General features: G+C 46.4%; 21 protein-coding genes. 10 read left to right on the top strand and 11 right to left on the bottom strand.

Features of this window, described 5'->3' with window-relative positions:
• Nucleotides 1–109 precede the first annotated feature (109 nt).
• From A3Q3_RS0106290 to A3Q3_RS0106275, 4 genes are read left to right on the top strand one after another with little or no spacing between them, the layout of a single operon-like run.
• Complete coding sequence (locus tag A3Q3_RS0106290) at nt 110–949, top strand: oxidoreductase (RefSeq protein WP_020182729.1); 840 nt, start codon at nt 110–112, stop codon at nt 947–949.
• Nucleotides 946–1,695 carry an SDR family NAD(P)-dependent oxidoreductase gene (locus tag A3Q3_RS0106285; RefSeq protein WP_020182728.1) on the top strand — a complete coding sequence of 250 codons (750 nt, stop codon included), beginning with the start codon at nt 946–948 and terminating at the stop codon, nt 1,693–1,695. The genes A3Q3_RS0106290 and A3Q3_RS0106285 overlap by 4 nt, the downstream gene beginning before the upstream one ends.
• 21 nt (nt 1,696–1,716) lie before the next feature.
• A complete protein-coding gene (locus A3Q3_RS0106280; protein WP_026361793.1) occupies nt 1,717–2,418 on the top strand; it encodes an NAD(P)H-dependent oxidoreductase in 702 nt (233 codons plus the stop codon).
• A gap of 10 nt (nt 2,419–2,428) precedes the next feature.
• Nucleotides 2,429–2,734: a putative quinol monooxygenase gene (locus tag A3Q3_RS0106275; RefSeq protein ID WP_020182726.1), complete on the top strand. Its 306-nt coding sequence runs from the start codon at nt 2,429–2,431 to the stop codon at nt 2,732–2,734.
• A 161-nt stretch (nt 2,735–2,895) separates the two neighbouring features.
• Here A3Q3_RS0106275 and A3Q3_RS0106270 read toward each other — a convergent pair whose 3' ends face one another.
• The 8 genes from A3Q3_RS0106270 to A3Q3_RS0106235 all read right to left on the bottom strand — a co-directional run bounded on the left by A3Q3_RS0106270 (nt 2,896) and on the right by A3Q3_RS0106235 (nt 14,302).
• Nucleotides 2,896–4,110 (bottom strand): PepSY domain-containing protein, encoded by a 1,215-nt coding sequence (locus A3Q3_RS0106270; protein WP_026361792.1) that lies wholly within the window; start codon nt 4,108–4,110, stop codon nt 2,896–2,898.
• Nucleotides 4,111–4,122: 12 nt separating this feature from the next.
• Nucleotides 4,123–6,198 carry a TonB-dependent siderophore receptor gene (locus A3Q3_RS13730; RefSeq protein WP_020182724.1) on the bottom strand — a complete coding sequence of 692 codons (2,076 nt, stop codon included), beginning with the start codon at nt 6,196–6,198 and terminating at the stop codon, nt 4,123–4,125.
• A gap of 58 nt (nt 6,199–6,256) precedes the next feature.
• Nucleotides 6,257–6,682: a DUF2946 domain-containing protein gene (locus A3Q3_RS13725; protein WP_020182723.1), complete on the bottom strand. Its 426-nt coding sequence runs from the start codon at nt 6,680–6,682 to the stop codon at nt 6,257–6,259.
• Nucleotides 6,683–6,780: 98 nt separating this feature from the next.
• The gene (locus tag A3Q3_RS0106255; protein WP_020182722.1) at nt 6,781–9,897 is read right to left on the bottom strand and encodes an efflux RND transporter permease subunit; all 3,117 of its coding nucleotides are present in this window, start codon (nt 9,895–9,897) and stop codon (nt 6,781–6,783) included.
• 36 nt (nt 9,898–9,933) lie between these two features.
• A complete protein-coding gene (locus A3Q3_RS0106250; RefSeq protein ID WP_020182721.1) occupies nt 9,934–11,070 on the bottom strand; it encodes an efflux RND transporter periplasmic adaptor subunit in 1,137 nt (378 codons plus the stop codon).
• Complete coding sequence (locus A3Q3_RS13720) at nt 11,067–12,617, bottom strand: efflux transporter outer membrane subunit (protein ID WP_020182720.1); 1,551 nt, start codon at nt 12,615–12,617, stop codon at nt 11,067–11,069. The genes A3Q3_RS0106250 and A3Q3_RS13720 overlap by 4 nt, the downstream gene beginning before the upstream one ends.
• A complete protein-coding gene (locus A3Q3_RS0106240) occupies nt 12,602–13,258 on the bottom strand; it encodes a CerR family C-terminal domain-containing protein (protein ID WP_020182719.1) in 657 nt (218 codons plus the stop codon). The genes A3Q3_RS13720 and A3Q3_RS0106240 overlap by 16 nt, the downstream gene beginning before the upstream one ends.
• Before the next feature lie 147 nt (nt 13,259–13,405).
• Nucleotides 13,406–14,302 (bottom strand): LysR family transcriptional regulator, encoded by an 897-nt coding sequence (locus A3Q3_RS0106235; protein ID WP_020182718.1) that lies wholly within the window; start codon nt 14,300–14,302, stop codon nt 13,406–13,408.
• A gap of 118 nt (nt 14,303–14,420) precedes the next feature.
• Between A3Q3_RS0106235 and A3Q3_RS0106230 the strand changes: the two genes are divergently transcribed.
• Complete coding sequence (locus tag A3Q3_RS0106230; RefSeq protein WP_020182717.1) at nt 14,421–15,179, top strand: SDR family NAD(P)-dependent oxidoreductase; 759 nt, start codon at nt 14,421–14,423, stop codon at nt 15,177–15,179.
• An 84-nt stretch (nt 15,180–15,263) separates the two neighbouring features.
• On the opposite strand, the gene katG is transcribed toward A3Q3_RS0106230, so the two are convergent.
• Nucleotides 15,264–17,465, bottom strand: a complete 2,202-nt coding sequence (gene katG, locus A3Q3_RS0106225) for a catalase/peroxidase HPI (protein WP_020182716.1) — start codon at nt 17,463–17,465, stop codon at nt 15,264–15,266.
• 365 nt (nt 17,466–17,830) lie between these two features.
• Between katG and A3Q3_RS0106220 the strand changes: the two genes are divergently transcribed.
• The 5 genes from A3Q3_RS0106220 (at nt 17,831) to A3Q3_RS0106200 (ending at nt 21,891) form a co-directional block, all read left to right on the top strand.
• Nucleotides 17,831–18,028, top strand: coding sequence for a YezD family protein (locus tag A3Q3_RS0106220; protein WP_020182715.1), 198 nt, complete (start codon nt 17,831–17,833; stop codon nt 18,026–18,028).
• 77 nt (nt 18,029–18,105) lie between these two features.
• The gene (locus tag A3Q3_RS0106215; RefSeq protein ID WP_020182714.1) at nt 18,106–19,836 is read left to right on the top strand and encodes an alginate export family protein; all 1,731 of its coding nucleotides are present in this window, start codon (nt 18,106–18,108) and stop codon (nt 19,834–19,836) included.
• Between the two features lie 41 nt (nt 19,837–19,877).
• Complete coding sequence (locus A3Q3_RS0106210; protein ID WP_020182713.1) at nt 19,878–20,885, top strand: sulfate ABC transporter substrate-binding protein; 1,008 nt, start codon at nt 19,878–19,880, stop codon at nt 20,883–20,885.
• Between the two features lie 111 nt (nt 20,886–20,996).
• Nucleotides 20,997–21,335 carry a DUF2325 domain-containing protein gene (locus tag A3Q3_RS13715; protein ID WP_020182712.1) on the top strand — a complete coding sequence of 113 codons (339 nt, stop codon included), beginning with the start codon at nt 20,997–20,999 and terminating at the stop codon, nt 21,333–21,335.
• A 61-nt stretch (nt 21,336–21,396) separates the two neighbouring features.
• On the top strand, nt 21,397–21,891 hold the full coding sequence (locus tag A3Q3_RS0106200) for a hypothetical protein (protein WP_020182711.1): 495 nt from the start codon (nt 21,397–21,399) through the stop codon (nt 21,889–21,891).
• A gap of 65 nt (nt 21,892–21,956) precedes the next feature.
• Here A3Q3_RS0106200 and A3Q3_RS0106195 read toward each other — a convergent pair whose 3' ends face one another.
• Both A3Q3_RS0106195 and A3Q3_RS0106190 read right to left on the bottom strand, forming a co-directional pair.
• Complete coding sequence (locus A3Q3_RS0106195) at nt 21,957–23,852, bottom strand: family 2A encapsulin nanocompartment cargo protein cysteine desulfurase (RefSeq protein ID WP_020182710.1); 1,896 nt, start codon at nt 23,850–23,852, stop codon at nt 21,957–21,959.
• The gene (locus A3Q3_RS0106190) at nt 23,839–24,756 is read right to left on the bottom strand and encodes a family 2A encapsulin nanocompartment shell protein (RefSeq protein ID WP_020182709.1); all 918 of its coding nucleotides are present in this window, start codon (nt 24,754–24,756) and stop codon (nt 23,839–23,841) included. The genes A3Q3_RS0106195 and A3Q3_RS0106190 overlap by 14 nt, the downstream gene beginning before the upstream one ends.
• Between the last annotated feature and the right edge of the window lie 21 nt (nt 24,757–24,777).

Here is a 24,777-nt window from a genome sequence, read left to right as displayed (position 1 = left end):
TTAGTTGATAATTAAACAATTATATTGTGTATTTTATTAGTAATCCAGAATAACTATGATGACTTCCACGTACTGCATATCGCAGCACATTTAATAATAGGAGAACATCATGAGTACAAATTCAAAGGTATGGTTTATTACTGGCGCATCAAGAGGTTTTGGTGCATTAATCGCTAAAGATGCGTTAGCACGCGGCGATAAGGTGGTTGCTACCGCTCGTAACCCACAAACTGTCATTAATGCCTTAGGCAGTCACCCTAACTTGTTGGCATTGAAATTAGATGTTACCAATGAGCAAGCTGCCATTGAGGCGGCAGAACAATCTATCCAACAATTTTCACGTATTGATATTCTTGTTAACAATGCCGGTTATGGGTTGCTAGGAGCAGTTGAAGAATCAGGAGATCAAGAAGTAAAAGATTTATTTAACACCAATGTTTTTGGGGTACTGAATGTTATTCGTGCAGTTGCACCATATATGCGCAAACAGGCTAGTGGTCACATCATTAACATTTCATCAATAGGCGGCTATGCCTCTTACCCAGGTTGGGGAGTGTATTGCGCTACCAAGTTTGCAGTAGAAGCGCTTACAGAGTCACTGGCATATGAGCTCCAACCGTTCGGAATCAAGGCTACAACTGTCGAACCAGGCTTCTTCCGTACAGATTTTTTAGATAGTACCTCACTTGTTTCTACCAAGAAAAATTTTGCAGAATATGCTGAGACTGTGGGAGCTATGCGTGACTTTGCAGCTTCAGCTAATCATGCCCAGCCAGGCGATCCTACTAAGTTATCCAAAGCAATCTTGGAATTAGTAGATAGTGAGAATCCTCCTTTGAGATTGCCACTAGGCTCAGATACCGTCCAAAAGATCACTGAAAAAAATCAATTCGTTCAGAAAGAGTTGGATGCCTGGAAAGACCTAGCAGTTTCTACTGACTTTGTTTGAACTACATCGCCAGCACAAAAGTGCTGGCGATTGTTAACCAATCGAATATGAAAATTTTAATGAAAGGATACATTATGAAAAACACCTTACTCATTATCGGGTCTGGACCAGGTATTGGCTTGGCTACAGCTCAACGGTTTGCTAGAGAAGGTTACGCAATTGTGTTGTCTTCACGCAATCTTAAAAACCTGCAAGCTCAGTCTGCAAAGTTGAGTACATATGGGATAAAAGCAACATTAGAAGTCGCTGATGCTAATGATTCAACCCAGATTGATAACTTGGTAGCTAGATTAGCTAAGGAGACTCGTCTGACAGTTCTCTATAACGCTGGCGTGCTTCGCTATGATGAAGCTGGCAATCTTAAGCCCATGACATTGACTGATCACTCCAGAGAGCAGCTGGAATCAGACATCAATATCAATTTGACGAGCGCACTAGTTGCGGTACGCGCTGCAGAAATTGGCATGTCACTTCAGAACGAAGGTTCCATTTTTATAACAGGAGGCGGCTTTGGCATCAATCCATCTCCCGACTTTCTGCCTATCAGTATTGGCAAAGCTGGCATTCGAGCTCTCGCAAAAGGCATGTTCGAACCGCTCAAAGCTAAAGGTATACACATTGGCACAGTAACGGTTAGCAAGCTTATTGATTCAGACTCGCAAGAATCCCGAGATGTAGCAGACATATTTTGGGATATGGAATCCTCACCCAAAGAGGCTTGGGTTTGGGAACGAGTTTACGGCTAATCAATTTAACGGAGAAGTATCATGAAAGCGCTAATTGTTATTGCTCATCCCGAGCCTCTAAGTATGAACCATTCAATGATGGCAGTGATGACTGAGCAGTTGATGCTCCATGGATGGTCAGTTGAAAAATCTGATCTTTATGCTGATGGATTTAAAATGGCTCCTTCTCCAGCTGACTTCAATCAAAGAAGCAACCCCATGCGTTTTTCCTTGGCTCATGAACAGCGTAATGCAAGTGTATCCAATAGCTATCACCAAGAGATATTAAGTCAGCAAAATGTTGTGAAAGACGCTGACTTAATCATCTTTCAATTTCCACTTTGGTGGTATTCGGTTCCAGCAATACTCAAAGGCTGGGTGGAAAGGGTGTTGAGCAATGGTTTTGCCTATGATGATGAGCACATGTTTGAAAACGGTTTGTTAAAAGGTAAACGCGCAATGCTCTCTTTGACAACCGGAGCTACTAGAGAAGAGCTGATTGCTGATAGCAAGTACACGGGATCAATTGAGCAAATGCTGAAGCCTTTCATTGGCGGAGTTCTAAAATTCTGTGGAATAAATTTGGCTTCGACTTTTATAGCTCCAGCCGTGAGTCGTATGAACAAAAATGACATCGAGAATATGTTCAAAAGTTTACGTTTAGAAATTGACCGTGTTGTAGCTAATTATCCAAATGAAAATTCGATTGAATCTACCAATGCATCTTTATTTGAAACTATTTAAAAGATAAAGCATGAAAAAGAAATTAACTTTAGTTGCATTTATATATGCAAAACCTGAATGCAAAGACGAGTTGGCTACTAGGCTGAAATCGTTAATTGACCTTAGTAGATCTGAGCCAGGATGTATCAATTATGATTTACACCAATCTTCAGATGATCCTACAGTATTTGTTATGTATGAAAATTGGTATGATCGAAGCGATTTAGATCAGCACTTTAATATGCCATACATGCAGGAAATATTGAAAACTTTGCCTGATTTGCTACGGGCACCGCTGGAATTACATTATCTAGATATGCTATCACAGCCAAGCTGAGAGACTACACTTTGAGATGTTTGACTTCGTAGATCTGCTTTGGGCCGATATCTGCAGTTTAAAAAACCTAAGCTTAGGGGACAGCTTTGTCCCCATCACCGCAGAATCCCCAAAGCAGACATTTAGCTAGGATTTAGATAACATTATTTATGTTGTAATTGTCAATTTACAGCGGATCTACTTATTCTTTTCCGCAGCCAGATATATACCCCCGTGATGCTAAGCATAACGATAGCTACACCCAGAACAGATACAAAAACTTTATAAGGTAAGCCCAGTATATTGGCCATGTGTAGCGTAAAAAGCCAAGTGGTGACAGTGTTCCCCTCATATTGCCCTGTCGGCAACAATAGTAATTTGAAGGCCCCAGTGTTGGCATCAATAAATAGTTGTGTTTGGCCCCCATGGTCTTGAATGTCTCGGCTACTGCGCACACGGTAATCGTAAACACCAAGGCTTTTATTATAGTAAAGTGATACTGCTCTAATTACCTTAAATCCTTGTGTTGTGGCTTTTTCTGCCATTAAGTTCTGAGCGATTTGTTCTGCTAGTAACCAGCCAATGTGTGGTGAGTTTGTAGTATCATCAACTGGTTTAAATTCTGTCCAATAGGCTTTGTACTCCATCACGCTTTGGGTGGCTTTGGTATATACGGTATCCCATAAGTTCATATACACACTCGACCACGCAAACGTAAGCAATATTAGCCATAGCCACAAACCACCTGAACGATGTAAATCAAAATTAAGCTTATAAGCATTTGCATGCCAGCGTATAAGCCATGCTGGTTTCCAGCGGGCAAGCCAGCTTTTCTTAGTGTGAATACGTTGACGCTTGATTGAAAATGATTTTGCCGGAAAAGTAAGATACAACCCTATAAAGCAATCTAATGTCCAAATTAGAGCAATAATGCCCAGTGCCCACATCCCAAAATCTGACAAAGCGAGTTCGTAATGTAAGTGGTAAATAAAGGGCATAAAGTTAATCATGCCCTGTGAGATGGCTCCGAATTGGCGAAGCCCTAACTGCTCACCCGTATATGGGTTAATAAATATTTGGTTAAATGGTAGAGAATAGAGCTGATTGGTTTCAGGATTGATTTTGGGTGCTACGTACACAGCCCGTGACCCGATTGCACCCCACTGAACCCTGGTTGCCATTGCCTGCGGCTGTAACTGCTCGGCGCGTAAAGCTAGTTGTGCAAGGCTCATCATGGGTTTACCTTGCTGTTCGGTTGGGTAAAGCTCAGGGTTTATCCAGCCTTCCAGCTCCGGATAAAATGCAAGCAAACTGCCGGTGAGGCCAATAATGAGCAGAAAGCCTGCCATTATCAGCCCCAACCAACGGTGTATTACTACCCACAGTTTACGGTTCATTCGTTTTGATGTCTAAAAATCAAAACGAACTGTTGCTATTGCATTGGTAGGTGCATTTGGCAGATTGCTTGATGTGCTACGCAAGTAATAAAACTTCTCATTAAATACATTGTTCACATTGATTTGCGTAGTCACCTTGGTTTTATTTAACATAAACTTGTACGCAGTATATAAATCAACGGTCGTGTATTTGCCGTCGCTGTATGTATTTGCAGCATCGCCATAGCGTTGACCACTGCCAAATAACCCTCCACCTACAGATAAGCCAAGTGGTTGTGTACCAAATACGTTGTAATCTAACCATAAACTGTATTGATACTTGGGTGCGTAGGGTAAGCGGTTACCTTGATTGCCCCTACCGTCTTTAGTAATTTCTGTATCGGTTAATGCTAACGAGCCGATTGCACGTAAGTTATCTGTGATTTTGCCCTGCACATCTACTTCCAAGCCCTTACTCTGCGCTTCGCCTATAGCTTCGGTACGGTTGGCGTTAACAGGATTGGGGGTTGGGATATTCGTTTTAGTCAGATCAAACGCGGCAACGTTGACACTAAAGCGCCCATCTAAAACCTCTGCTTTCATACCTACTTCACACTGACGCGCCTCTTCTGGTTTGTATAGCGTATCGGCCTCATAGTTAAATGACATACCAAAGGATTCCGCACAATTGCCATACAGTGATAACCACTGCACGGGTTGATACAGCAAGCCTATGCGTGGTGTAGTTTTGCTGTCATTACGATGATATATATCCGTTGGGCTGTAGTAAGCAAATGATAAATCTTGCTTAACGTTATCGTGACGCAACCCAGCATGTAATTGCCATTGATCATTCAACTTAATTTGGTCTTGCGCATAGAACCCAAGGCTAGTGACTTTATAAGTTCCAAAGCCATCATAACTACCTGTGAGTAATGGGTCTAAATCGATATAGTTATTTTTGTAGGTAAACACATTTACACTGTCTACACTGCGATCAAATACACCGAAACTTAGACGAGAGTTGATGTATTCGGTACCAAATAGTAACTTATGCTTGATTGGCCCAGTTTCAAGATCACCAGTTACATTTGCCCAGCTGGTACGTGTTTTAAAGTGCTCTTCACCAATGTAAGTATTGCGATTGATATTGCCGCTTGCATCCGCATTACCAAAATAAATAATGTTTAAATCTCTATCTTGCACATTGTTGAATACGCCTGCAGCTAATTTCCAGCCATTATCAAATCGATATGAGCCGTTCAAGTCAGTGCTCATGCTTTTGTAGTCATCGTGATCATTTTGGTTAAAGCTACGGCTTCTGGGTACATCGGCAATCTTGCCGTTCACAACAGGCACACCACGGTCATACACCATACGGTCACGTTGTGGCTCCACGCTCAAGTTTATTTCCAACTTATCGTTTGGTCTAAACGCAAGCGCCATGGGTATAACATAACGGTCACTATTCGTCACATCACGATAACTATCTGTTTGGCTCCAGCCAGCATCAATGCGGTAGCTTAATATTCCTGCATCATCAATTGCACCTGTGGCACTGGCTTGCGTTCTAAAAAAGTCAAACGAGCCTATGCTTTGCTGAAATGAATATGCAGTTTCTTTTTGCGGTTTTTTGGTCACGATATTGATCAGACCACTGGGGTCAGTTGGGCCATACAACATTGAAGCCGGGCCTTTTAACACCTCAACACGCTCGACATTGGCCAGATCAAACCTGAGTAATGGGATGCGAATGCCATTGCGATACCCACTAGCAGTTTGTAGAAAGCCGCGAATGCTATATTGCTCCATTACGCCACCATACGAGTGCTGTGTTTGCACACCACTTACATTACGTATCACATCGGCAATTTTTTGAGCATTTTGTGTTCCCAGCACTTCCTCGGGCACCACTTGAATAGAAAGTGGCGTTTCAATTAATGGTGTGTCTGTTTTAGTTGCAGTGCTGGCGCTGTATGGATAAGCATCCGCAATTGATGAAGCCTTGACTTCAATCGTTCCCAATTCGATGGCGTCATCGGCAGCCCATAGGGGGTGAGATAGCGTAGTGAATGCACCCAACACGCATGTATGTACTAATCTGTTCATGTTGCTTCCCTTAAAAAATGAATAACCAACTCAGCTAGTGAGTTGTGAAAATTAACTTTTAAGCAAAAAGCGGCGGTGCGTGTGAGTGCGGTGGAAGAGAGGTGAAAACGCTATATAAAGGTTGTTCAATTACCGCTTGACGCTGAGCAACGGCTGTTAAAATCGAGACGATAATTGCATGTGATGGCACAATGGCTACATCAGATACAGAATGGCTGCAGAATGGGCAGTGCTCTAAATGATGCACTAACTCTTGATGGTCTGATTTAGAAGGCTTAATGTTAAATTCGGTCACTAGTTGCCGACCTTGCGTTGTCATGACTTGAATACTTACTTTACGGCCATCACTGGTACATACGTCCTGCGTGAAATTCCTACCAGACATGGCATTCAATGCATGCGAAATGCTGGGCGCAAAGCTTGCGAATACAATCGCCGCGAGAGCGATCTTGCATATCAATTGCTGAAATTTGACCGATAACATCCATGAATTTTAACATTACTACTCTAAAAAAGATAACCGACCTTTAAGCTATGAAGGTCAGCTTATTCCTCTAAGCAGCCTCCAGTATGCTTAGTGGGTTAAAACTTGTTGCCCACCTTACGTTTTACGTATTGAAACCACTTGCTTAGCCAGTGTTCAAAATCATCCACATAGGTATAGGCTACTGGGATAATCAGTAGACTTAACAGTGTAGAAGTCAAGAGTCCGCCTATCACGGCAACGGCCATCGGGCTTCTAAACGAGTTATCCGCTGTGCCCATGGAAAGTGCAATCGGCAGCATGCCGGCGGTCATCGCAATCGTGGTCATGATAATCGGTCTCGCACGCTTATGGCAGGCATCAATAAGCGCATCTAGGCGGCTCATGGCATGTTCACGGCGCGCCATGATGGCATATTCCACCAGTAGTATGGAGTTCTTGGTGGCAATCCCCATCAGCATAATCAGGCCAATCAGGGATGGCATGGAGAACGATTTTTGTGCAATCAGCAACCCCATAAATGCGCCGCCTAAGGAGAGTGGTAGGGCGACTAAAATGGTGATGGGTTGCAAGAAGTCTTTAAATAACAGCACCAGTACAAAGTAGATGCAGATGACGCCGGTAAGCATGGCAAGGCCAAAGCTACCAAATAGCTCGGCCATCATTTCAGAATCGCCAACCTCGGTAAAACTCACGCCCGCAGGCAACTGTTGCAAGCTAGGGAGTGCTTTGACTTCGGTACTGATATCGCCCAAGGCAGCACCAGACAGCTCAATATTAAATTGAATGTTGCGCGCGCGGTCATAGCGGTCAATCACTGCCGGGCCACTCTTCATTTCCAGCGTCGCCACTTGGTCTAAGGGCACTGCACCTTTTGCGCCGGGGATTGCCAGTTTGCCCAATACCTCTAGATCTTTTTTCGCTTCTTCGTTGAGTTTGACCACAATAGGCACTTGGCGCTGATCCAGATTGAGCTTGGGCAACGCTTGTTCGTAGTCACCTGCCGTGGCAATGCGCAGGGTCTCGCCAATGATAGAGGTAGTCACCCCCAAGTCGGCGGCTTTCGCAAAGTCTGGCGTGACCACGACTTCTTGTCGTACCAAAGATGCGCTTGATGCGATGTTGCCCAACCCTTGCACCGTACGCAAATCAGTCTCCAGCGCTCTGGCCGCTTGTTGTAAGGCTTCCGGATTGTCACCAGTCAGGGCAATGATGTATTTTTCCCCAGAGCCACCTAAGCCCACTTTGATTCTTGCGGCGGACAGTGCTTGCAGAGTGTTGCGCATTTCATTTTCAATGATTTGCTTTTTAGGCCGTTGTCCGCGCGGGTCAAGCTGAATGGTGAGCGTTGCATTGCGTGTTTCGCTTGCGCCACCGCCAGCAAATGGGTCGCTACCGGCGCTGCCACCGCCAATGGTGGTGTAAACGCTATTGATGTGCTTAACTTTAGCCAATATTAGGCGTGCCTGCTCTGCTTTGGCCGTGGTTTCTGCCAACGTGGCACCCGGCGCTAATTCGATTTGCACTTGGGTTTGAGAGTTGTCATCTGCCGGCACAAAACCTTTAGGCAGCAATGGCACCAGCATCAATGACATGATGAAAAACCCAATGGCAAACAAGATGCTGATGCTGCGGTGGCGGATGCACCAGCTGGCCAGCTTAAGGTAAGCCTGCATCAGACGGCTGTCTTTTTCTTCTTGTTGGCCGTCTTTAATTAAATAAGCCGCCATCATCGGCGTTAATAAACGCGCGACTACCAGTGAGGTAAATACGGCAATAGCTGCCGTCCAACCAAATTGTTTAAAGAACTTGCCCGGTATGCCATCCATAAATGCGGTAGGCAGAAACACGGCAATCAGCGTGAAGGTGGTGGCGACCACAGCCAACCCAATTTCCTCGGTGGCTTCCATGGCTGCTTGGTAAGGTGTCTTGCCCATCCGGATATGCCGGACAATATTTTCCACTTCTACAATGGCGTCATCCACCAAAATCCCCACCACTAGCGATAGCGCCAGCAAGGTGACGATGTTGATAGAAAAGCCAAGGTAATTCATGCCAATAAACGTGGGGATAACTGAAAGCGGCAAGGCGATGGCGGAGACAAAGGTTGCGCGGAAGTTGCGCAAAAATAACCACACCACTAACACTGCCAGCAGCGCGCCTTCGTAAAGCATGGTCATAGACGCATCAAACTCCTCTTGCACGGGCGCCACAAAATTAAACGCTTCGGTCAGTTCAATATCGGGGTGTGCTGCCTTCAACTCTTTCAACACTTTATCTACGCCGCTACCCACATCAAGCTCACTGGCGCCACGGCTACGGCTGACTTCAAACCCCAATACCTTTTTGCCGTTTAATAAGGCCGCTGATTTTGGTTCGGCATAGGTATCTTCAATCTTGGCAATTTCATCTAACCGGAAGCGTCTGCCATCACTCAATGTAATCGTGGTCTCTGCTAAATCTTGTGCTGATTTAACAGTGGCAATGGTGCGTATGGGTTGCTCGCTCCCACTCAGTTTGGTCACACCGCCCGATGTTTCCATTTGCGTCATACCAAGCTGGCGTGAAATATCAGCGGCTGAGGCGTTTAATGCCTGTAGTTTTTCTGTATCTAGCGCCACCCATATTTGACGGGTCACACCACCCACACGCCCAACACTGCCCACGCCTTTAACGGTGAGTAGCTTTTTAGTCAGCGTGTCATCCACAAACCAAGACAGTGCCTCGATATCCATCTTGTTAGACGCGATGGTGAACGCCAACACAGGCGAACTAGCTAAATCTAGCTTTCTGACAATCGGTTCGCGTAGATCGGTCGGCAAGTCTGCACGCACTTCCGATACCGCAGAACGTACGTCATCCACGGCTTCTTGCACTGGTTTTTCCAGCCTGAACTCGCAAGTGATAGTAACGCTACCATCTTGGATTTTGGTGGTGATATGGCGTAAGCCTTGTAGCTTGGCAATGCTGTTTTCAATCTTGCGGGCAACTTGGTTTTCAAGTTGGGTAGGGGATGCACCGGGCAAGCTGGCAGTAACCGTGACTGTAGGTAAATCCAAGTCCGGGAAGTTTTGGATTTTCATGGCCTTAAAGCCCATGAGTCCCGCCAGCGTCAGCAAGATAAAGAGAATCAGGCTGGGTACCGGATTTTTAATGGCCCAGTTGGAAATGTTCCAGCTGGTGGGCTCGGTGTGGCTTGGGGTCATATCATTCATAGGTATGCTTTAGAAAATAACGTAATGGCCGCAGTGTTAATGGGCAGCAGTCTCAGCAATGCGCACCAGATCGCCATCCGATAAAAATGCGCCACCACTGGCCACATAATTTGCGTTGGCATCCGGCAGGTCTAGGATTTCCACCAAATGGCCTTCTCTATTGCCCAGTGTGACTTTGATTTGGTGAATATGATGGCTGTCGTCTATCTGCATCAGATAATTAAAGCCATCACGCATCACAATTGCGCTGTAGGGCAGGGTGTTGGTCTCAGCCGCTGCCAATTGAATCTCACCTTTAGCAAACATCCCCGGTCTAGCCTGTTGATTAGGGATATCTACATATACCAGTGTGTTGCGGGTATTGCTGTCCGCAGTTGGCGCCAGTGTGCGCACTTTGCCAGTGATTTGGCTGCTGTCTGGCAAAGTGAGTTTAACGGCCATCCCGGCTTGCACTTTGCTGATGTTTTCTGCATTGAATTCACCACGCCATTCGATTCTGCCTAGCCTAATCAAGCGAAATAGCTCAAGCCCGGAAGAAACGACCTGGCCTACGGTAGCATCGCGTTTGGATATTACGCCGTTATCTGGCGCGAGCAGCAAGGTTTGTGTGCGTTTGATGTTCTGTGCATCCCAAGCTGCCTGTGCAGACTGAAAGCGTGCTTTGGTGCTGGCCTCTGTGCTCAAGTATTGATCCACTTGCTGCTTGCTCAGTGCGCCTGAGTCTTGAATACTGCGCGCACGTTGCGCATTGCCTTCCGCCTCAATCATCGCCGCTTTGGCTTCAGCCACATTGGCTTGTGCTTGTGCCAGATCTGCCTGTATGGTGCTGTCGTTAAAGCGCGCAATCACTTGCCCGCGCTTGACTGTGTCACCTACATTGACCAACACTTCTTTAATGGCCAGTCCGTTGACTTCTGTGCCAATGATGGCCTCCTGCCAGGCCGCGACACTGCCGTTGGCAATGATGGTTTGATGCATCATGGTGCGCTGCGGCTTTACTTGCTCCACAGTCAATGCGGGCTTGCCTACTGCTTGCGTGGTTTTGTCGGTATCCGCAGGGGTAGGCGCTGCGGCCTGATGGCTTATCAGTTGCTGAATGCCAACAATCACAATGCCCGCTGCAACTATCCAGAATAAGGTACGTAGGTATTTCTTTTTTTGTGTCGAGCTCATGAGGCTTCTTTCTTTTCGGCATGTGATTGATCAGATGCATTGTCCAAAGGTTGGGCTTGCTGTGCTGGGGATTGCCAACCACCCCCGGCGGCACGATAAAGGTTGAGCCAAGCATTGGCGCGCGTTTGCTGTAAGGTCAGGGCGTTTTTTTGTGCTTGTAATACATTGCGTTTGGCTTCTTCCACTTCTAGTTTGCTAGCAAAACCAGCCTTTTCTTTAGCCTCGGTAAGATGCAGGCTGGTAGCCAGTTTGTCTAAGCTCTGCAACACATCTTGCTGTCTTTCTCCGGTATCGTGCAAGTTTACCAATGCTGTTTCTGTTTCCTTTACAGCGTTCTGAATAGCACCACGATATTTGGCAGAAGCTTCAAGATAGCGTGCTTCGGCCGTGTCTTGCGTGGCTTTGAGCGCGCCGCCATCAAAGATAGGTAAGGTCAGCTGAATCGGCCCTAGCGACCATACTCGTCCTTTGCTTTCAAATGTCATATTGGTGGTTTTAAGCCAACCGATAGAACCTTGCAAACTCACACTTGGTAAGCGGTCTGCAACCGCTTGCTTGATATCTGCCGCTGCACGTATCACATCGACTTCTGCGCGATAAATATCCGGGCGCTGCCGTATGGCCGTGGCTGGAATTTCTTCAATCACGAATAAGCGGTCCAAATCCAACTGTGGCGTATTGGCTTCTGCAGTGGCGAGCTTTTGGCGTAATTCAGGCTCCGGATAATAGGTGAGTGCCGTCAGGTTTTTGACTTCCAGTTCGCATTGCGAAACTTGGTATTTGGCTTGTTGCTTTGCATCCATCATATTGGCGATAGCCGTAGATTGTTCGCCGGCATCTTTAAACCCGGCCTGATAAGCAATTTCTGTCAATTTGGCTGTGAATTCACTAGAGCTGAATACTTGATCCTGGAGTGTGGATTGTTGGCGGCACAAGACATAATTGAAATAACTGGTGGCAACCTCTGCCGCTACTGAGACGCGCGCTTCATGCCAGCTTGCATTGGCAGCATGCTCTTGGGCGATGGTGGCGTTGCGTAAAGCGCTATTGCTGCCGTATAAATCTAACTCCCAAGACGCTTGCAGATTGGCTTGATAAGTATTGGTTGGGCTGGTATTGGCAAATCCAAATCCGCCACCGCCGACTGCGCTACCACCCCCTTTGAGTTGCGTATTTTTAGGTTGCTGCAAGCTGCGTGAGGCGCTTAAGGTGCCATCTAGCTTAGGCAGTAAGTTAGCGCCCGCTTTCACCCGGTTAGCGCGCGCTTCGGCCATGTTGGCAACCGCGGTGGCGACATCCGGTGCTTGCATTTGGGCTTGAGTAATCAGGTCTAGCAGCACCGGATTAGGATATTGCTGCCAGAACTCATTCAGATGTTTAATCTGCCCTCCATGTGGCAGTGGTGCTTGCCATTGTGTGGGTGGTTGTGTCGCGGCAATGGTGTTGAATGGATTATATTTTTGGGTGAGCCCATCCAATAATGTGCAGCCGCTTAATATACTTGCGATGATGACCGGTGATAACCGTGAAATTAGCTGTCGCTGCATATCAGCCCCTTTCTGCGCGCAGTTTCAGCTTCTATCATGCCTATCGCAAACATCACCATGCGCGCTAGCATGATATCCAGCGCCGCTTCTGTTTCAATCAGTTGCGGACAAAGCTTTTCAATCACGTCACGCCCTGCAAATAAATGCACACCCATCGATACGATGCAAAACGCTAAACGATGCAAGTCGTCATCTGCGTTATCTAATCCCAAATGTTGTTTGAGTACGGTTAGTAGCGCTTGATGATGGGGGGTAATTTCGTTATCAATGGTATTTCGCCACAAACCAGTGGGCTCAATGATCTCGCGCATATGCAAGCGAATACACTGGCGAACCAGTTCGTTTTGCTTCATCGGTTCAACAAAGCCACTCAATAAGCCAGTTAATGCCTGCTCCAGTGACATATCCTGTTGGTCAAACAAGGGGATATCATCGCTAGGGCAGCCCATTGGTTCGGTATAAGCAGCTTTGTACAAACCATTCTTATCGCCAAAGTAATAAGAAATAGCGGATACGTTGACGTTAGCGGTCTTGGCAATCTGCCGGACGGTGGTACGTTCGTAGCCTTGCTCTGAAAACAGCTTGAGAGCGGTCAGCAATATATTTTCGCGCGGCTGAATGTCGGGATTAGGTGTGGACATTAAAAAATAAATCAAACGTTTGTTTTAAAAGTGTAGTGTAAATTCAAACAAGTGTTTGAATCAAGCGATTTTTATGTTGATTGAAAGGTGTTTGTAACGGGCTGATAACTAAGGTGGCTTGTACTTACGTGCCACCTTGAATCACTTTTATAAGTGCTGAGCAAGTAAATCACTCAGCCAATCCATCAAGATACGCACGCGCTTGGATAAATTGCGCCGATGTGGATACAAAATAGAAACAGGCATAGGCGGTGCTGTATAGTTTTTCAGCACCTCAACCAATTGGCCAGTAAGTAGATACTCTTGTGCGCCTAGTAGTGGTGATTGCATTACCCCTAGCCCTGCGATGCATGCCGCTCGGTAAGCATCTGTGTTGTTTACAGTGATGCGGCTTTGCATAGAAACTTTCTGGCATTGTTGGCCATCCCAATACTCAAAGGCGTCAAATTTGTGGCCACCACTCACGTTGTAATGCACAAGTAGATGTTTATCTAAATCCTTCAATTCTTTGGGTTCGCCATGTGCAGCAATATAGGCAGGGCTTACAAAATTAGTTTGCCGCATCTCGCCTACTTTTCTCACAATCAGCCCAGAATCCGCAAGATTGCCGGTTCTAATGACGCAATCGTAGCCTTCTGAAATCAAGTCGACATGCCGATCGCTGCTGTTTAATTCAATGTGGAGATTGGGGTACTTTTTAAAAAATTCTGGCAAATGAGGAATGACGAGCTGTCTGGCCATGGGGTGTGACATATCCACACGGATGACCCCTTGCACGCTGCGATCATCTGTTAAAAAAAGCGATGCCAGCTCATCTAGCTCACTGAGCACATCTTTGCCGCGCTCATAGAACAACTGACCATCTGGCGTGAGTTGTACTTTTCTGGTGGTTCTGTGTAGTAACTGCGTTTCTAGCTTTGTTTCTAATTGTTGAATAGCTTGTGAGATGCTCGCTTTGGGTAAGCCTAATGCCTCTGCTGCGCGTGTAAAGCTGCCTAATTCGGCTACTCTTAAAAAGCGTTTAATCGCTTCGGTATTGTCCATATAGAAACTGTTTATTGTTAATTTATTATGAACAGTGTAATCAAATATTGCATATTTATCATTTATTAATTAATCAATAGAATGACGTTCATTGATTCACAACCATAGGAGAAACAACATGCAAGTCAACATTGGACTGATTACAGGGGCAAGCCGTGGTCTTGGCAAAAATACGGCGTTGGCGATGGCTGCACAAGGGATTGATGTAGTGCTGACCTATCACAGCAAAAAAGATGCAGCGGAGGCCGTGGTGGCTGAGATCCAGCGCATGGGGCGCAAAGCAGCTGCTTTGCAGTTAGATGTGATGCATGCCAAATCATTTGCAGATTTTGCCGCGCGCTTACGGCAAGTGTTGCAAAGCAATTGGCAAGCGGAACGGTTTGATTATTTGGTCAACAATGCGGGCACTGGTGTGACAGCACCTTTTGCAGAAACGACCGAAGCGATGTTTGATGACATGGTGAATATACATCTCAAATCGACATATTTTTTAAGCCAAGCAATGTTGCCGCTGTTAAATGATGGAGGCCGCATTATCAATATCTCCAGTGGTTTAGCACGTTTTGCTTTGCCGGGGTACAGCGCATACGCCGCCATGAAAGGTGGAATTGAAGTGCTCACACGGTATATGGCCAAAGAATTGGGAGCACGCAGAATCAATGTGAATACCGTAGCACCCGGCGCGATTGAAACAGATTTTGGTGACGGCTTGGTGCGTGATAACAAAGAAGTAAATGCTTACATTGCCTCTCAAACGGCACTTGGTAGAGTAGGGGTGCCAGATGATATTGGCCCAATGATTGCCGCTTTGTTATCGGAAAATAATCGTTGGGTAAATGCGCAAAGAATTGAGGTGTCTGGAGGGATGCTCATCTAATAAACGATAAAACGATAGCCCAGGCGAGATGCAAATGCTGTATGTATCTCGCCTAGGATTTGTATTGCAACTGGCTAACTATACTTATGCCAAATCAAAGCGATCCAAGCGCATGACTTTGTCCCATGCTTTTACAAAGTCACGCAAGAAAGCATGTTGCGCATCGCTGCTTGCATAAACCTCAGCAATGGCACGTAGTTGGGCGTTAGAGCCAAACATTAAATCCACTACCGTCGCTGTCCATTTAACTTTACCGGTTGCGCGATCCAAACCTTCAAATACGCCTTCAGCGCTAGATGATTTTTGCCATTGGGTACTCATGTCCAGCAGGTTCACAAAAAAGTCGTTAGTGAGTACTTCCGGACGCTGCGTAAACAGACCATGCTGAGTATGCCCATAGTTGGCATGCAACGCACGTAAGCCACCTACCAGCACTGTTAATTCTGGCGCCGTCAGTGTGAGCAGGTTGGCCTTGTCTAGCAGACGTTCTGCTGCGGTGGATGCAAACCCAGCTTTGGCATAATTGCGAAATCCATCTGTAGTCGGCTCCAGCACAGCAAATGAATCAGCATCAGTTTGCGCTGGTGTCGCGTCAGTTCGGCCGGGTGAGAACGGCACTTTGACATTATAGCCAGCCTTTTTGCCGGCTTCTTCCACCGCAGCGCATCCGCCTAATACAATCAAATCAGCAAGCGATACTTGCTTACCGCTAGACTGCGCAGCGTTAAATTCGGCTTGGATAGCTGATAGTGTTTGCAAGATTACGCTGAGTTCGGCCGGCTGATTTACTTCCCAATCTTTTTGTGGCGCAAGGCGTAAACGCGCACCGTTGGCACCGCCGCGTTTATCAGTGCCACGGAAAGTAGACGCAGATGCCCAAGCGGTGGTCACTAGTTGTGCAATAGAAAGCCCGGATGTCAGCAGCTTTGCTTTCAATCCAGTGATGTCCTGCTCATCGATCAATGCATGATTGGCCGTAGGCACAGGGTCTTGCCAGATCAACGCTTCTTTCGGTACTAGCGGGCCAAGATAGCGTGAGATGGGACCCATATCGCGATGGGTCAGCTTAAACCAAGCTCTTGCAAAAGCATCTGCAAACTCGGCAGGGTGTTGATGGTAATGGCGAGAAATTTTCTCGTAAACTGGGTCCATCTTCAGTGCGAGATCAGCAGTGGACATAATCGGCGCGTGGCGTAGTGTCGGGTCATGTGCGTCGGGCACAGTGTCAGCACCGGCACCGCCTTTAGGTATCCATTGGTGTGCACCGGCCGGGCTCTTCGTGAGTTCCCAATCGAATTTGAACAGAATATCAAAATAGTCGTTATCCCATTGGGTGGGGTGCGTGGTCCATGCGCCTTCTAATCCGCTAGTTATCGTATGTACACCCTTACCTGTACCAAAGCTGTTTTGCCAGCCAATCCCTTGTGCTTCAATACCTGCGCCCTCTGGCTCCGCCCCTACATATTGCGTTGGCGCAGCGGCACCGTGACACTTGCCAAAGGTGTGCCCGCCAGCGATGAGTGCCACAGTCTCTTCGTCATTCATGGCCATACGCGCAAAGGTTTCACGGATGTCACGTGCAGAGGCAATCGGGTCGGGGTTGCCATTCGGCCCTTCTGGGTTCACATAAATCAAGCCCATTTGTACTGCGCCTAGCGGATTCTCAAGCTCACGGTCACCGGTGTAACGTTGGTCTCCCATCCACTCTGCTTCTGGCCCCCAATAAATCTCTTCTGGCTCCCAAACATCTTTGCGGCCACCGCCAAAACCAAAAGTTTTGAGCCCCATGGATTCCAACGCCACATTGCCTGTGAGCATCATCAGGTCTGCCCATGAGATTTTTTTGCCATACTTTTGTTTAATGGGCCAGAGTAATCGGCGTGCTTTGTCTAAATTGCAATTGTCAGGCCAGCTATTGAGTGGTGCAAAACGTTGTGTGCCAGAGCCCGCACCACCGCGGCCATCTGCAATACGGTAGGTGCCTGCTGCATGCCAAGCCATGCGAATAAAAAACGGACCGTAATGTCCGTAATCGGCAGGCCACCAATCTTGGGAGTCTGTCATCAAAGCATGTAAATCTTCAATCACTGCATTCAAGTCTAGACTTTTAAATGCTTCCGCATAGTTAAAGTCATCCCCCATGGGGTCTAGTAATGGCGAATGCTGGTTTAAAAGTTTGGTGTTTAGCTGGTTAGGCCACCAGTCGGCGTTGGTATGCGCACCGGCAATCGCATTTTTGGGTACGCCGCCTGAGAACGGACATTTTGATTGTGTAGACAAGGCCATCTCCTTTGCTTATTTGTTAGTCGTTATTGATGAAAGCATCATGTACTTGAGCCATCTTTCACGCATGCCATTGTCACAGGATACACGTTCAGTGTTGTACTGATTGCTTAACAACAATGACATCATGAACCGATTAGAAAACGAGTGTATGTTTTTGTTCATGAATGACAGCTAAGAAAAATCATGAACACTTGTATTGCTTGGGTTGGGCTAGCTTTTATCGTTGTAGCTGAAACCGTTATGCATAGGTACTACATGTATGTTTTTAATATTATTAATAGTTATATGGTTATTACAATAAAGTATTTTTAATTATTAAATGGGTTTGCTAAAGTGCAGAAATTATTTAAAGGGAATACAAACCCATGAGCTTAGTTCAACCAAAATTCACGCAAGAAAATGACGAAGCTGTATTAACAGCCATTGCCAATGCAATTTCTTTGATACAAAAGCAAACTGGGTATGGCTCCATAGAAATCACTGTGCACGATGGGCGTGTGACGCAAATTGAGCGTCGTGAAAAAGTCAGGTTTGAAACAAAATCAACTGCTTTTAAAAAATAGCTACCAGCATCTGGCGCTAAACCAATCATTAAAAACTATTGACCAGACCACTGGAAGACGATTAGGAGTTGAACACAATGCAATATAAAACAATTATTCGCGCATTAGCATTATCAGGGATGATCTTAAACCCAGCTTTGGGCTGGAGTGAGGAAGCCGCAGCTGCTGTCACCGCAGAGGCCACGCAAGAGGATGTTGCACAACAGGAAAAAGTCAAAGCGCGTTTAGCCGAAATCAAGGCCGAAGAAAAAGCCGCTGCCAAGGCCGCAAATGGTTACTACGTTGAGCGCCGCAGTTATGGCACACAAAAAGAAACCGAGCCACCTAAGTATGTCAAACAGGCCAACAAAACTTGGCTGAAAGATTTTGATGCATTTTCCGATGTAGATTGGCTGGATGTTGGTTTTGAGTATCGTGCGCGTTATGAGAGCCGCCAAAACGATTTCCGTCGTGCACGAGAAAACATTGATGACCCACTCTTACTGCGTTCACGTGCTTATGTGGGCTTGAAAAATATTCTTGACCCATTCCGTTTCGCCGTTGAATTGCAAGATTCTCGTCGTAATCACAGTGATTACAACGACAGCACTGATCGTCGCTTGTCTAGCGATCCAAAGGACATCGACCATGCAGACATTCTGCAGGCTTACTTGGAACTGTATTACAAAGACAGTATTTTCGGGAAAGATGATCTAGGGAATAGCCGTCCATTCTGGGTGCGTGGTGGTCGTTTAGCTTGGGAAGACTTGGATCGTCGTTTGATTGCGCGTAACGAATGGCGCAACACAACGAATACTTTCCAGGGTGTTCGTGCCAATATTGGTGAGAAGAAAAATGACTGGCAGTTAGAGGCGTTTGCAGTACAACCGATACAGCGCTTTACTTCGCAGTTGGATAAAATCGATCACGCTCAGAAATTTTACGGTCTTGTGGGCGATTGGCGCGGCTGGTCTGAATACGTGACGATACAACCATACTACTTCTATCTGAAGCAGGATGGTAGCAAGGTTCAGTATGACGGAAATGGCTCAGCGTATAACGATCGCACTGTTTACACTGCGATACAGCAGGCAAGAGCGAGTATTGATCGGGAAGTGAGCACTGGTGGTGTCCGCGTATATGGCGTGATTCCAGGCACACAGTGGGACTACGATGCTGCTTACAATAAACAATGGGGACATGTAGAGCGTTTTATCGGCACTACGGTAGCCGCTGGCCGCTATATTACTGTCGATCATGATGCTTATGCCTATAACGCGGAAATTGGTTACACCTTCGCCAAGCAGTCATGGAAACCACGTTTGAGTGCTTCTTACGGCGTTGCCAGTGGTGACCATGTATCAGGCGGTAACACGAATACCGATACTTCTGATGCGCAGGGTTTTGACCGCTTGTTTGGGTTTGCGCGCCCTTGGTCCAACAATGACTATGTGCAAATGAACAATATCCGTGCGGCCAAAGTACGTGTTGAGTTTGATCCGAAAGTACCTTTCCTGGATAACGTAAAAGTCGACACTGGCTTCAGTTGGTATCACTTGGATGATGCGACAGACCGTTGGGCTGCGGGTAACAACTTACAGGATGCAAGTGGCAGGTCTGGCAGAGATTTGGGTAAAGAGTATGACTTAAGGGTACGTTTCCCACTGAATCAATATGCTTCGCTTAACTTAGGCTACGCGCATTTCTGGGCCGGTGATTTTGTACAAGATGCGGTAAGCGCTACGGCAGCGAATCGCACTGCCTTTGACCAAAATCGCTCAGATAGCTCAAACTTCTTCTACACCGAACTCACTTTATTGGGCTTTTAATTAAGCACCTTAATTAAGTACAAAGAGAAAGATAAAACATAATGCAAACATTCAATATTTTGAAAAAGACCTTGCTGATTGGCGCATTATTTGTGCCGTTGGCAACATGGGCAGCAGACATTAGCTTGCTTAACGTCTCTTATGACCCGACCCGTGAGTTGTATGTGGATTACAACGCAGCATTTGCTAAACATTGGAAAGAAAAAACTGGCGATAACGTGACGATTAAACAATCGCACGGTGGTTCAGGCAAGCAAGCGCGTGGCGTGATTGATGGATTGGCGGCTGATGTGGTGACGCTTGCACTTTCTTACGACATTGACGAAATTGGTGCCAAAGCCAAGTTGATTCCGAAAGATTGGCAAAAACGTTTACCGCACAATAGCTCACCCTACACTTCAACAATTGTATTGTTGGTGCGTAAAGGTAACCCTAAAGGCATTAAAGACTGGAATGATTTAACTAAACCAGGTATTTCTGTCATTACACCTAACCCTAAAACATCAGGTGGTGCACGTTGGAATTATTTAGCAGCGTATGCCTATGCGCTTAAACACAACAATAACGACGATGCAAAAGCACGTGATTTTGTGAAGAAGATCTTCAAAAACGTGCCGGTGTTAGACAGCGGTGCACGTGGATCGACGACGACTTTTGTGGAGCGCGGTATTGGTGATGTATTGATCTCATGGGAAAACGAAGCGTTCTTAGCGCAAAAAGAGTTAGGTCCGGACAAGTTTGAAATCGTCGTGCCTACGCTTTCTATTCTGGCAGAACCGCCTGTGACCGTGATTGATAAAGTCGTGGATAAACGTAAAACACGTGCAGTGGCGCAAGCGTATTTGGAGTACTTGTACTCTGAAGAAGGCCAGGAAATTGCAGCTAAAAACTACTATCGTCCAACATTGGAATCTGTGGCTAAAAAATACGAGAAGCAATTCCCAAGTATTAGCCTGATCAAAATTGACGATGTATTTGGTGGCTGGCAAAAAGCGCAAAAAACACACTTTGCCGATGGTGGTGTGTTTGACGAGATCTATCAAAAGTAAAGTAACAAAAATTATTTAATAACAAGATTATTTAATAACAATAAGTTAGCTAAGATTGACATGCCCGGTTCCGAACACAATTCGGTCCGGGCTTATTAGGAGACTCTTATCATGAGTACAGTATTAATCGTAGGCGGTGATCAGATTGATGGTCTTAAAAAGATCGTTTCCGAATATGGTCATCATGATATTGAACATTGGTCTGGCCGTAAGGCGGGTGACCATCACAAAAAAATTCCACAGAATACCGAATTAGTGGTGTTGGTCACTTCTTGGATCAACCACTCATTTACGTATGCAATTAAGCGTGCGGCTAGCAAGCGACAATTGAAAATTGTCTATGCCACCAATCTCACACATGCACGCGAACATTTAATGAAACAGCTAGGGCAAGACAGCGCTGTGTTGTCTGGATGTCGCAAGACATTACAACCATTCATCGTCGTCTAGTTTAACTTAGCTTCATTCTATGTAGCTAACCCCTTAATATTCATGATGTGAGGAGATTGCTATGTCTTTCCAATCCGTACAATTTAAAACAATACTCAGTGCCTCGGTGTTTATCTTGGCGTGGATATTACTGGCAGCACAAAGTGTTGGCCAGCCTGCCAACTCGCCCAGTATCGAGCAGCGCGTAGTCGCTAAGATTCAGCAAAGCGGTAAAGGCGTTATTCTTGGTATAGCCGCACATGGTGAGGATGCCACCGCGTTAACCGATAAGCTGCTCACCGAAGTAGAAAGTAATCGCTATTACGCGCCCGTATTCATTACGTCAGAGGGGCTTGGCTTTCAGCAGCAGTTAAAACGCTATGGGCTTGCCCAAGATCAGCTACCAGCCGTGATTTATTTTAATCAGCAAGGCCATGAAATTTCACGTACCGTGAAAGTCCGTGCTGTCACAAATGCCGTGTATCACACCACAACCTATCACAAAGCAACTGGACACCATGATACAAAAAATACGGATTATCTAGTTGCGCTCTCGCAAGCGCTTAGCTCACTTTAATATTGGACATAAAAAAGGCTCAATCATGATGATTGAGCCTTTTTTGCATGATCGCTTAGATAAAACTAGGCGACATAACGTGCAGAGGACAACTTGCGTAATACACGCACCATGGCATCTACTTCAGCCGTGGTGTTGTAAAACGCTAGAGATGGACGCACTGTGGTTTCCAAACCAAAGCGTCGTAAGATAGGTTGTGCACAATGATGCCCGGAACGCACAGCAATGCCTTCCTCGTTCAATGCGGCACCTACTTCTTCACTTTGATAACCTCTGAGCTGAAACGACAATACGCTGGCTTTGTCTTGCGCAGTGCCCACTAAGCGGATACCGTCGATTTGGCTCAGCGCTTGCGTGGCATACTCAAGCAATGCGTGCTCGTAGCGGGCAATATTTTCAATGCCAATACGTTCAACATATTGCAATGCAGCGCCCAACCCTACTGCATCGGCAATGTTGCCGGTGCCAGCTTCAAACTTGGCTGGCGCTTGGTGATAGACCGTTTTTTCAAAGGTCACATCTTGAATCATATTGCCGCCACCTTGCCATGCTGGCATGTCGTTAAGTACATCTTGCTTGCCATACAATACGCCAATACCGGTAGGCCCAAATATCTTGTGTCCGGAGAACACCAAGAAATCTGGATTTAGCGCTTGTACATCAGTACGCATGTGCGATACAGACTGCGCCCCATCCAACAATACTTTTGCTCCCACACGTTGTGCCATCGCAATCATTTCTGCGGCTGGCGTCACAGTGCCCAAGGCATTGGATACTTGGGTAAACGAGACCAATTTCACTTTGGAGGTCAGTAATTTTTGGTACTCATCCAATAGTATTTGGCCGCTGTCATCCACCGGAGCCACTTTGAGCACAGCACCTGTTTCTTGGCAAAGTTGCTGCCAAGGCACAATGTTGGCGTGATGCTCTAAGTGCGAAATGACAATCTCATCACCTGCGCCCAGATGCTTTTTACCCCAAGTCTTGGCCACTAGGTTAATCGCCTCGGTCGTGCCACGCACAAACACAATATTATCCACCGATGGCGCGTTGATAAAGCGTCGCACGGTTTCGCGGGCTTCTTCATAAGCATCAGTTGCACGCGCAGCTAAAGCATGTGCAGCACGGTGAATATTAGAATTTTCATGCTGGTAAAACTGGCTGATGCGGTCAATCACCACTTGTGGTTTTTGCGTAGTGGCTGCGTTATCAAGCCAAATCAGTGGTCGGCCATTCACCAATTCACGCAAGATGGGAAAATCTTTGCGTACCGCATGCACATCAAATGCGGGATGTGCACTGGTAAACGCAGGCACGGATTTGGTGGCTGGAGCAGCTGTCTCCGCCAAAAAATAATAGGCCTGCGAATTTTGTAACAGCGGTAACTGCTCGCTAGCTGGCAAAGCAAGGCTAGTCGCGCTTTGCGGCGTAGCCGCCAATGCATTGTTACCAAACAGCTGCGCTAGCTCAGATTGGTAAGGATCTACCGCGCCAAGCAGCAATTGATCAATGTCTACAACCTGGTGTGCAAGCCCCAATTGTGAAAATGTAGGCAATGCAAATGTAGGCTGTGTAGATATAGGTCGTGCAAGCTGTGGGTGCAAGGCTTCATGATTAGGTAGCGCTTGCGTAGCCAAACTATTCTCTAGTGCAGCGCGTAAGTCGCCATCAGGGAGCGCTGGTGACTGCGTATTTGGTAACACACTGTCACTGGCAATATGGCTCAACGAGGCATTAGACGGAAAAGATTCCTGCTGCTTGAACGGTGAGCCAGCTGGAAACCCTTCTGCAAAGATTTCATTGGCCAAACGGCTGAGTTCAGCCACATCCAAGCGCCCGGTATTGCTGGCCTCGCGACCAAGCGCCAACGCCGCTGCCATGCGCGGGTGATCACCCGGCAATGCTGCGAGTATGGCCTCTGGTTCATAGGAGGCCAAATCGTGTGGATTATTTATAGTCATAGTAGTTGCCTACATCTACATTCTCTAGCACGGCAATCGCATCATCGGTCAATACCGCTAATGAGCAATATAAAGAAATCAAGTATGAAGCAATGGCTTTATGGTTGATGCCCATAAAGCGTACAGATAAGCCCATGGTTTGCTGGCCTGGTAAGTTAGGTTGATATAACCCCACCACACCTTGGCGGCTTTCACCTGTGCGTAACAGCAAAATGTTTGTTTTGCCATTGGTGATGCGTAATTTATCGCAAGGAATCAGCGGTACGCCGCGCCAAGTGATAAATTGTGAGCCGAATAATGCAACGGTTGGCGGAGGTACACCGCGGCGTGTGCATTCGCGACCAAATGCCGCAATGGCTTGTGGGTGTGCTAAGAAAAACGCAGGCTCTTTCCATACTTTAGCCAATAACTCATCTAAATCATCAGGTGTAGGGTAGCCTGTTCTGGATTTCACTTTTTGGCTATCGACGATGTTGTGCAATAAACCGTACTCTTTGTTATTAATGAGCTCGCTCTCTTGACGCTCTTTTACAGTCTCGATCGTCAGGCGTAATTGCTCTTTAATTTGGTTATGCGGGCTGCTATATAAATCAGAAACGCGGGTATGCACGTCCACTGCAGTATTCACAGCGTTCAGCACATACTCACGGCCCCACTCTTCATAATCCACAAAAGTCGCAGGAATCTCACGCTCATCTTTAGCCGAGCAGTCGACTTCAATTGCACTTGGGTCTTTGACTTTATTGACGCGATAGATACCTGCCTCCACTGGCACCCAGTGCAATAAATGCACTAACCAGCGAGGGGTAATCGTACCCATCATGGGTACGGTTTTGGTCGCATTCGATAGCGTGCGTGCAGCAACATCACCTAGGGCGGTGTGTGCTTGATGAATATCAGTCATTGTGTTCTCCTGTTAAAAATT

It is taken from the genome of Methylotenera sp. 1P/1 (genome assembly GCF_000384355.1).
Lineage (GTDB): Bacteria > Pseudomonadota > Gammaproteobacteria > Burkholderiales > Methylophilaceae > Methylophilus.
The sequence above is the reverse complement of the archived record's forward strand: the minus strand, read 5'-3'. Positions and strand labels throughout refer to the sequence as shown.

Coding starts and splice junctions, on each gene's coding strand:
- A3Q3_RS0106220 (WP_020182715.1), top strand. CDS start 17,831: ATGAGCTTAGTTCAACCAAAATTCACGCAAGAAAATGACGAAGCTGTA.
- A3Q3_RS0106290 (WP_020182729.1), top strand. CDS start 110: ATGAGTACAAATTCAAAGGTATGGTTTATTACTGGCGCATCAAGAGGT.
- A3Q3_RS0106210 (WP_020182713.1), top strand. CDS start 19,878: ATGCAAACATTCAATATTTTGAAAAAGACCTTGCTGATTGGCGCATTA.
- katG (WP_020182716.1), bottom strand. CDS start 17,465: ATGGCCTTGTCTACACAATCAAAATGTCCGTTCTCAGGCGGCGTACCC.
- A3Q3_RS0106255 (WP_020182722.1), bottom strand. CDS start 9,897: ATGAATGATATGACCCCAAGCCACACCGAGCCCACCAGCTGGAACATT.
- A3Q3_RS13730 (WP_020182724.1), bottom strand. CDS start 6,198: ATGAACAGATTAGTACATACATGCGTGTTGGGTGCATTCACTACGCTA.
- A3Q3_RS0106275 (WP_020182726.1), top strand. CDS start 2,429: ATGAAAAAGAAATTAACTTTAGTTGCATTTATATATGCAAAACCTGAA.
- A3Q3_RS0106280 (WP_026361793.1), top strand. CDS start 1,717: ATGAAAGCGCTAATTGTTATTGCTCATCCCGAGCCTCTAAGTATGAAC.
- A3Q3_RS0106235 (WP_020182718.1), bottom strand. CDS start 14,302: ATGGACAATACCGAAGCGATTAAACGCTTTTTAAGAGTAGCCGAATTA.
- A3Q3_RS0106230 (WP_020182717.1), top strand. CDS start 14,421: ATGCAAGTCAACATTGGACTGATTACAGGGGCAAGCCGTGGTCTTGGC.
- A3Q3_RS0106215 (WP_020182714.1), top strand. CDS start 18,106: ATGCAATATAAAACAATTATTCGCGCATTAGCATTATCAGGGATGATC.
- A3Q3_RS0106270 (WP_026361792.1), bottom strand. CDS start 4,110: ATGAACCGTAAACTGTGGGTAGTAATACACCGTTGGTTGGGGCTGATA.
- A3Q3_RS0106200 (WP_020182711.1), top strand. CDS start 21,397: ATGTCTTTCCAATCCGTACAATTTAAAACAATACTCAGTGCCTCGGTG.
- A3Q3_RS0106195 (WP_020182710.1), bottom strand. CDS start 23,852: ATGACTATAAATAATCCACACGATTTGGCCTCCTATGAACCAGAGGCC.
- A3Q3_RS0106250 (WP_020182721.1), bottom strand. CDS start 11,070: ATGAGCTCGACACAAAAAAAGAAATACCTACGTACCTTATTCTGGATA.
- A3Q3_RS13725 (WP_020182723.1), bottom strand. CDS start 6,682: ATGTTATCGGTCAAATTTCAGCAATTGATATGCAAGATCGCTCTCGCG.
- A3Q3_RS13720 (WP_020182720.1), bottom strand. CDS start 12,617: ATGCAGCGACAGCTAATTTCACGGTTATCACCGGTCATCATCGCAAGT.
- A3Q3_RS0106240 (WP_020182719.1), bottom strand. CDS start 13,258: ATGTCCACACCTAATCCCGACATTCAGCCGCGCGAAAATATATTGCTG.
- A3Q3_RS13715 (WP_020182712.1), top strand. CDS start 20,997: ATGAGTACAGTATTAATCGTAGGCGGTGATCAGATTGATGGTCTTAAA.
- A3Q3_RS0106190 (WP_020182709.1), bottom strand. CDS start 24,756: ATGACTGATATTCATCAAGCACACACCGCCCTAGGTGATGTTGCTGCA.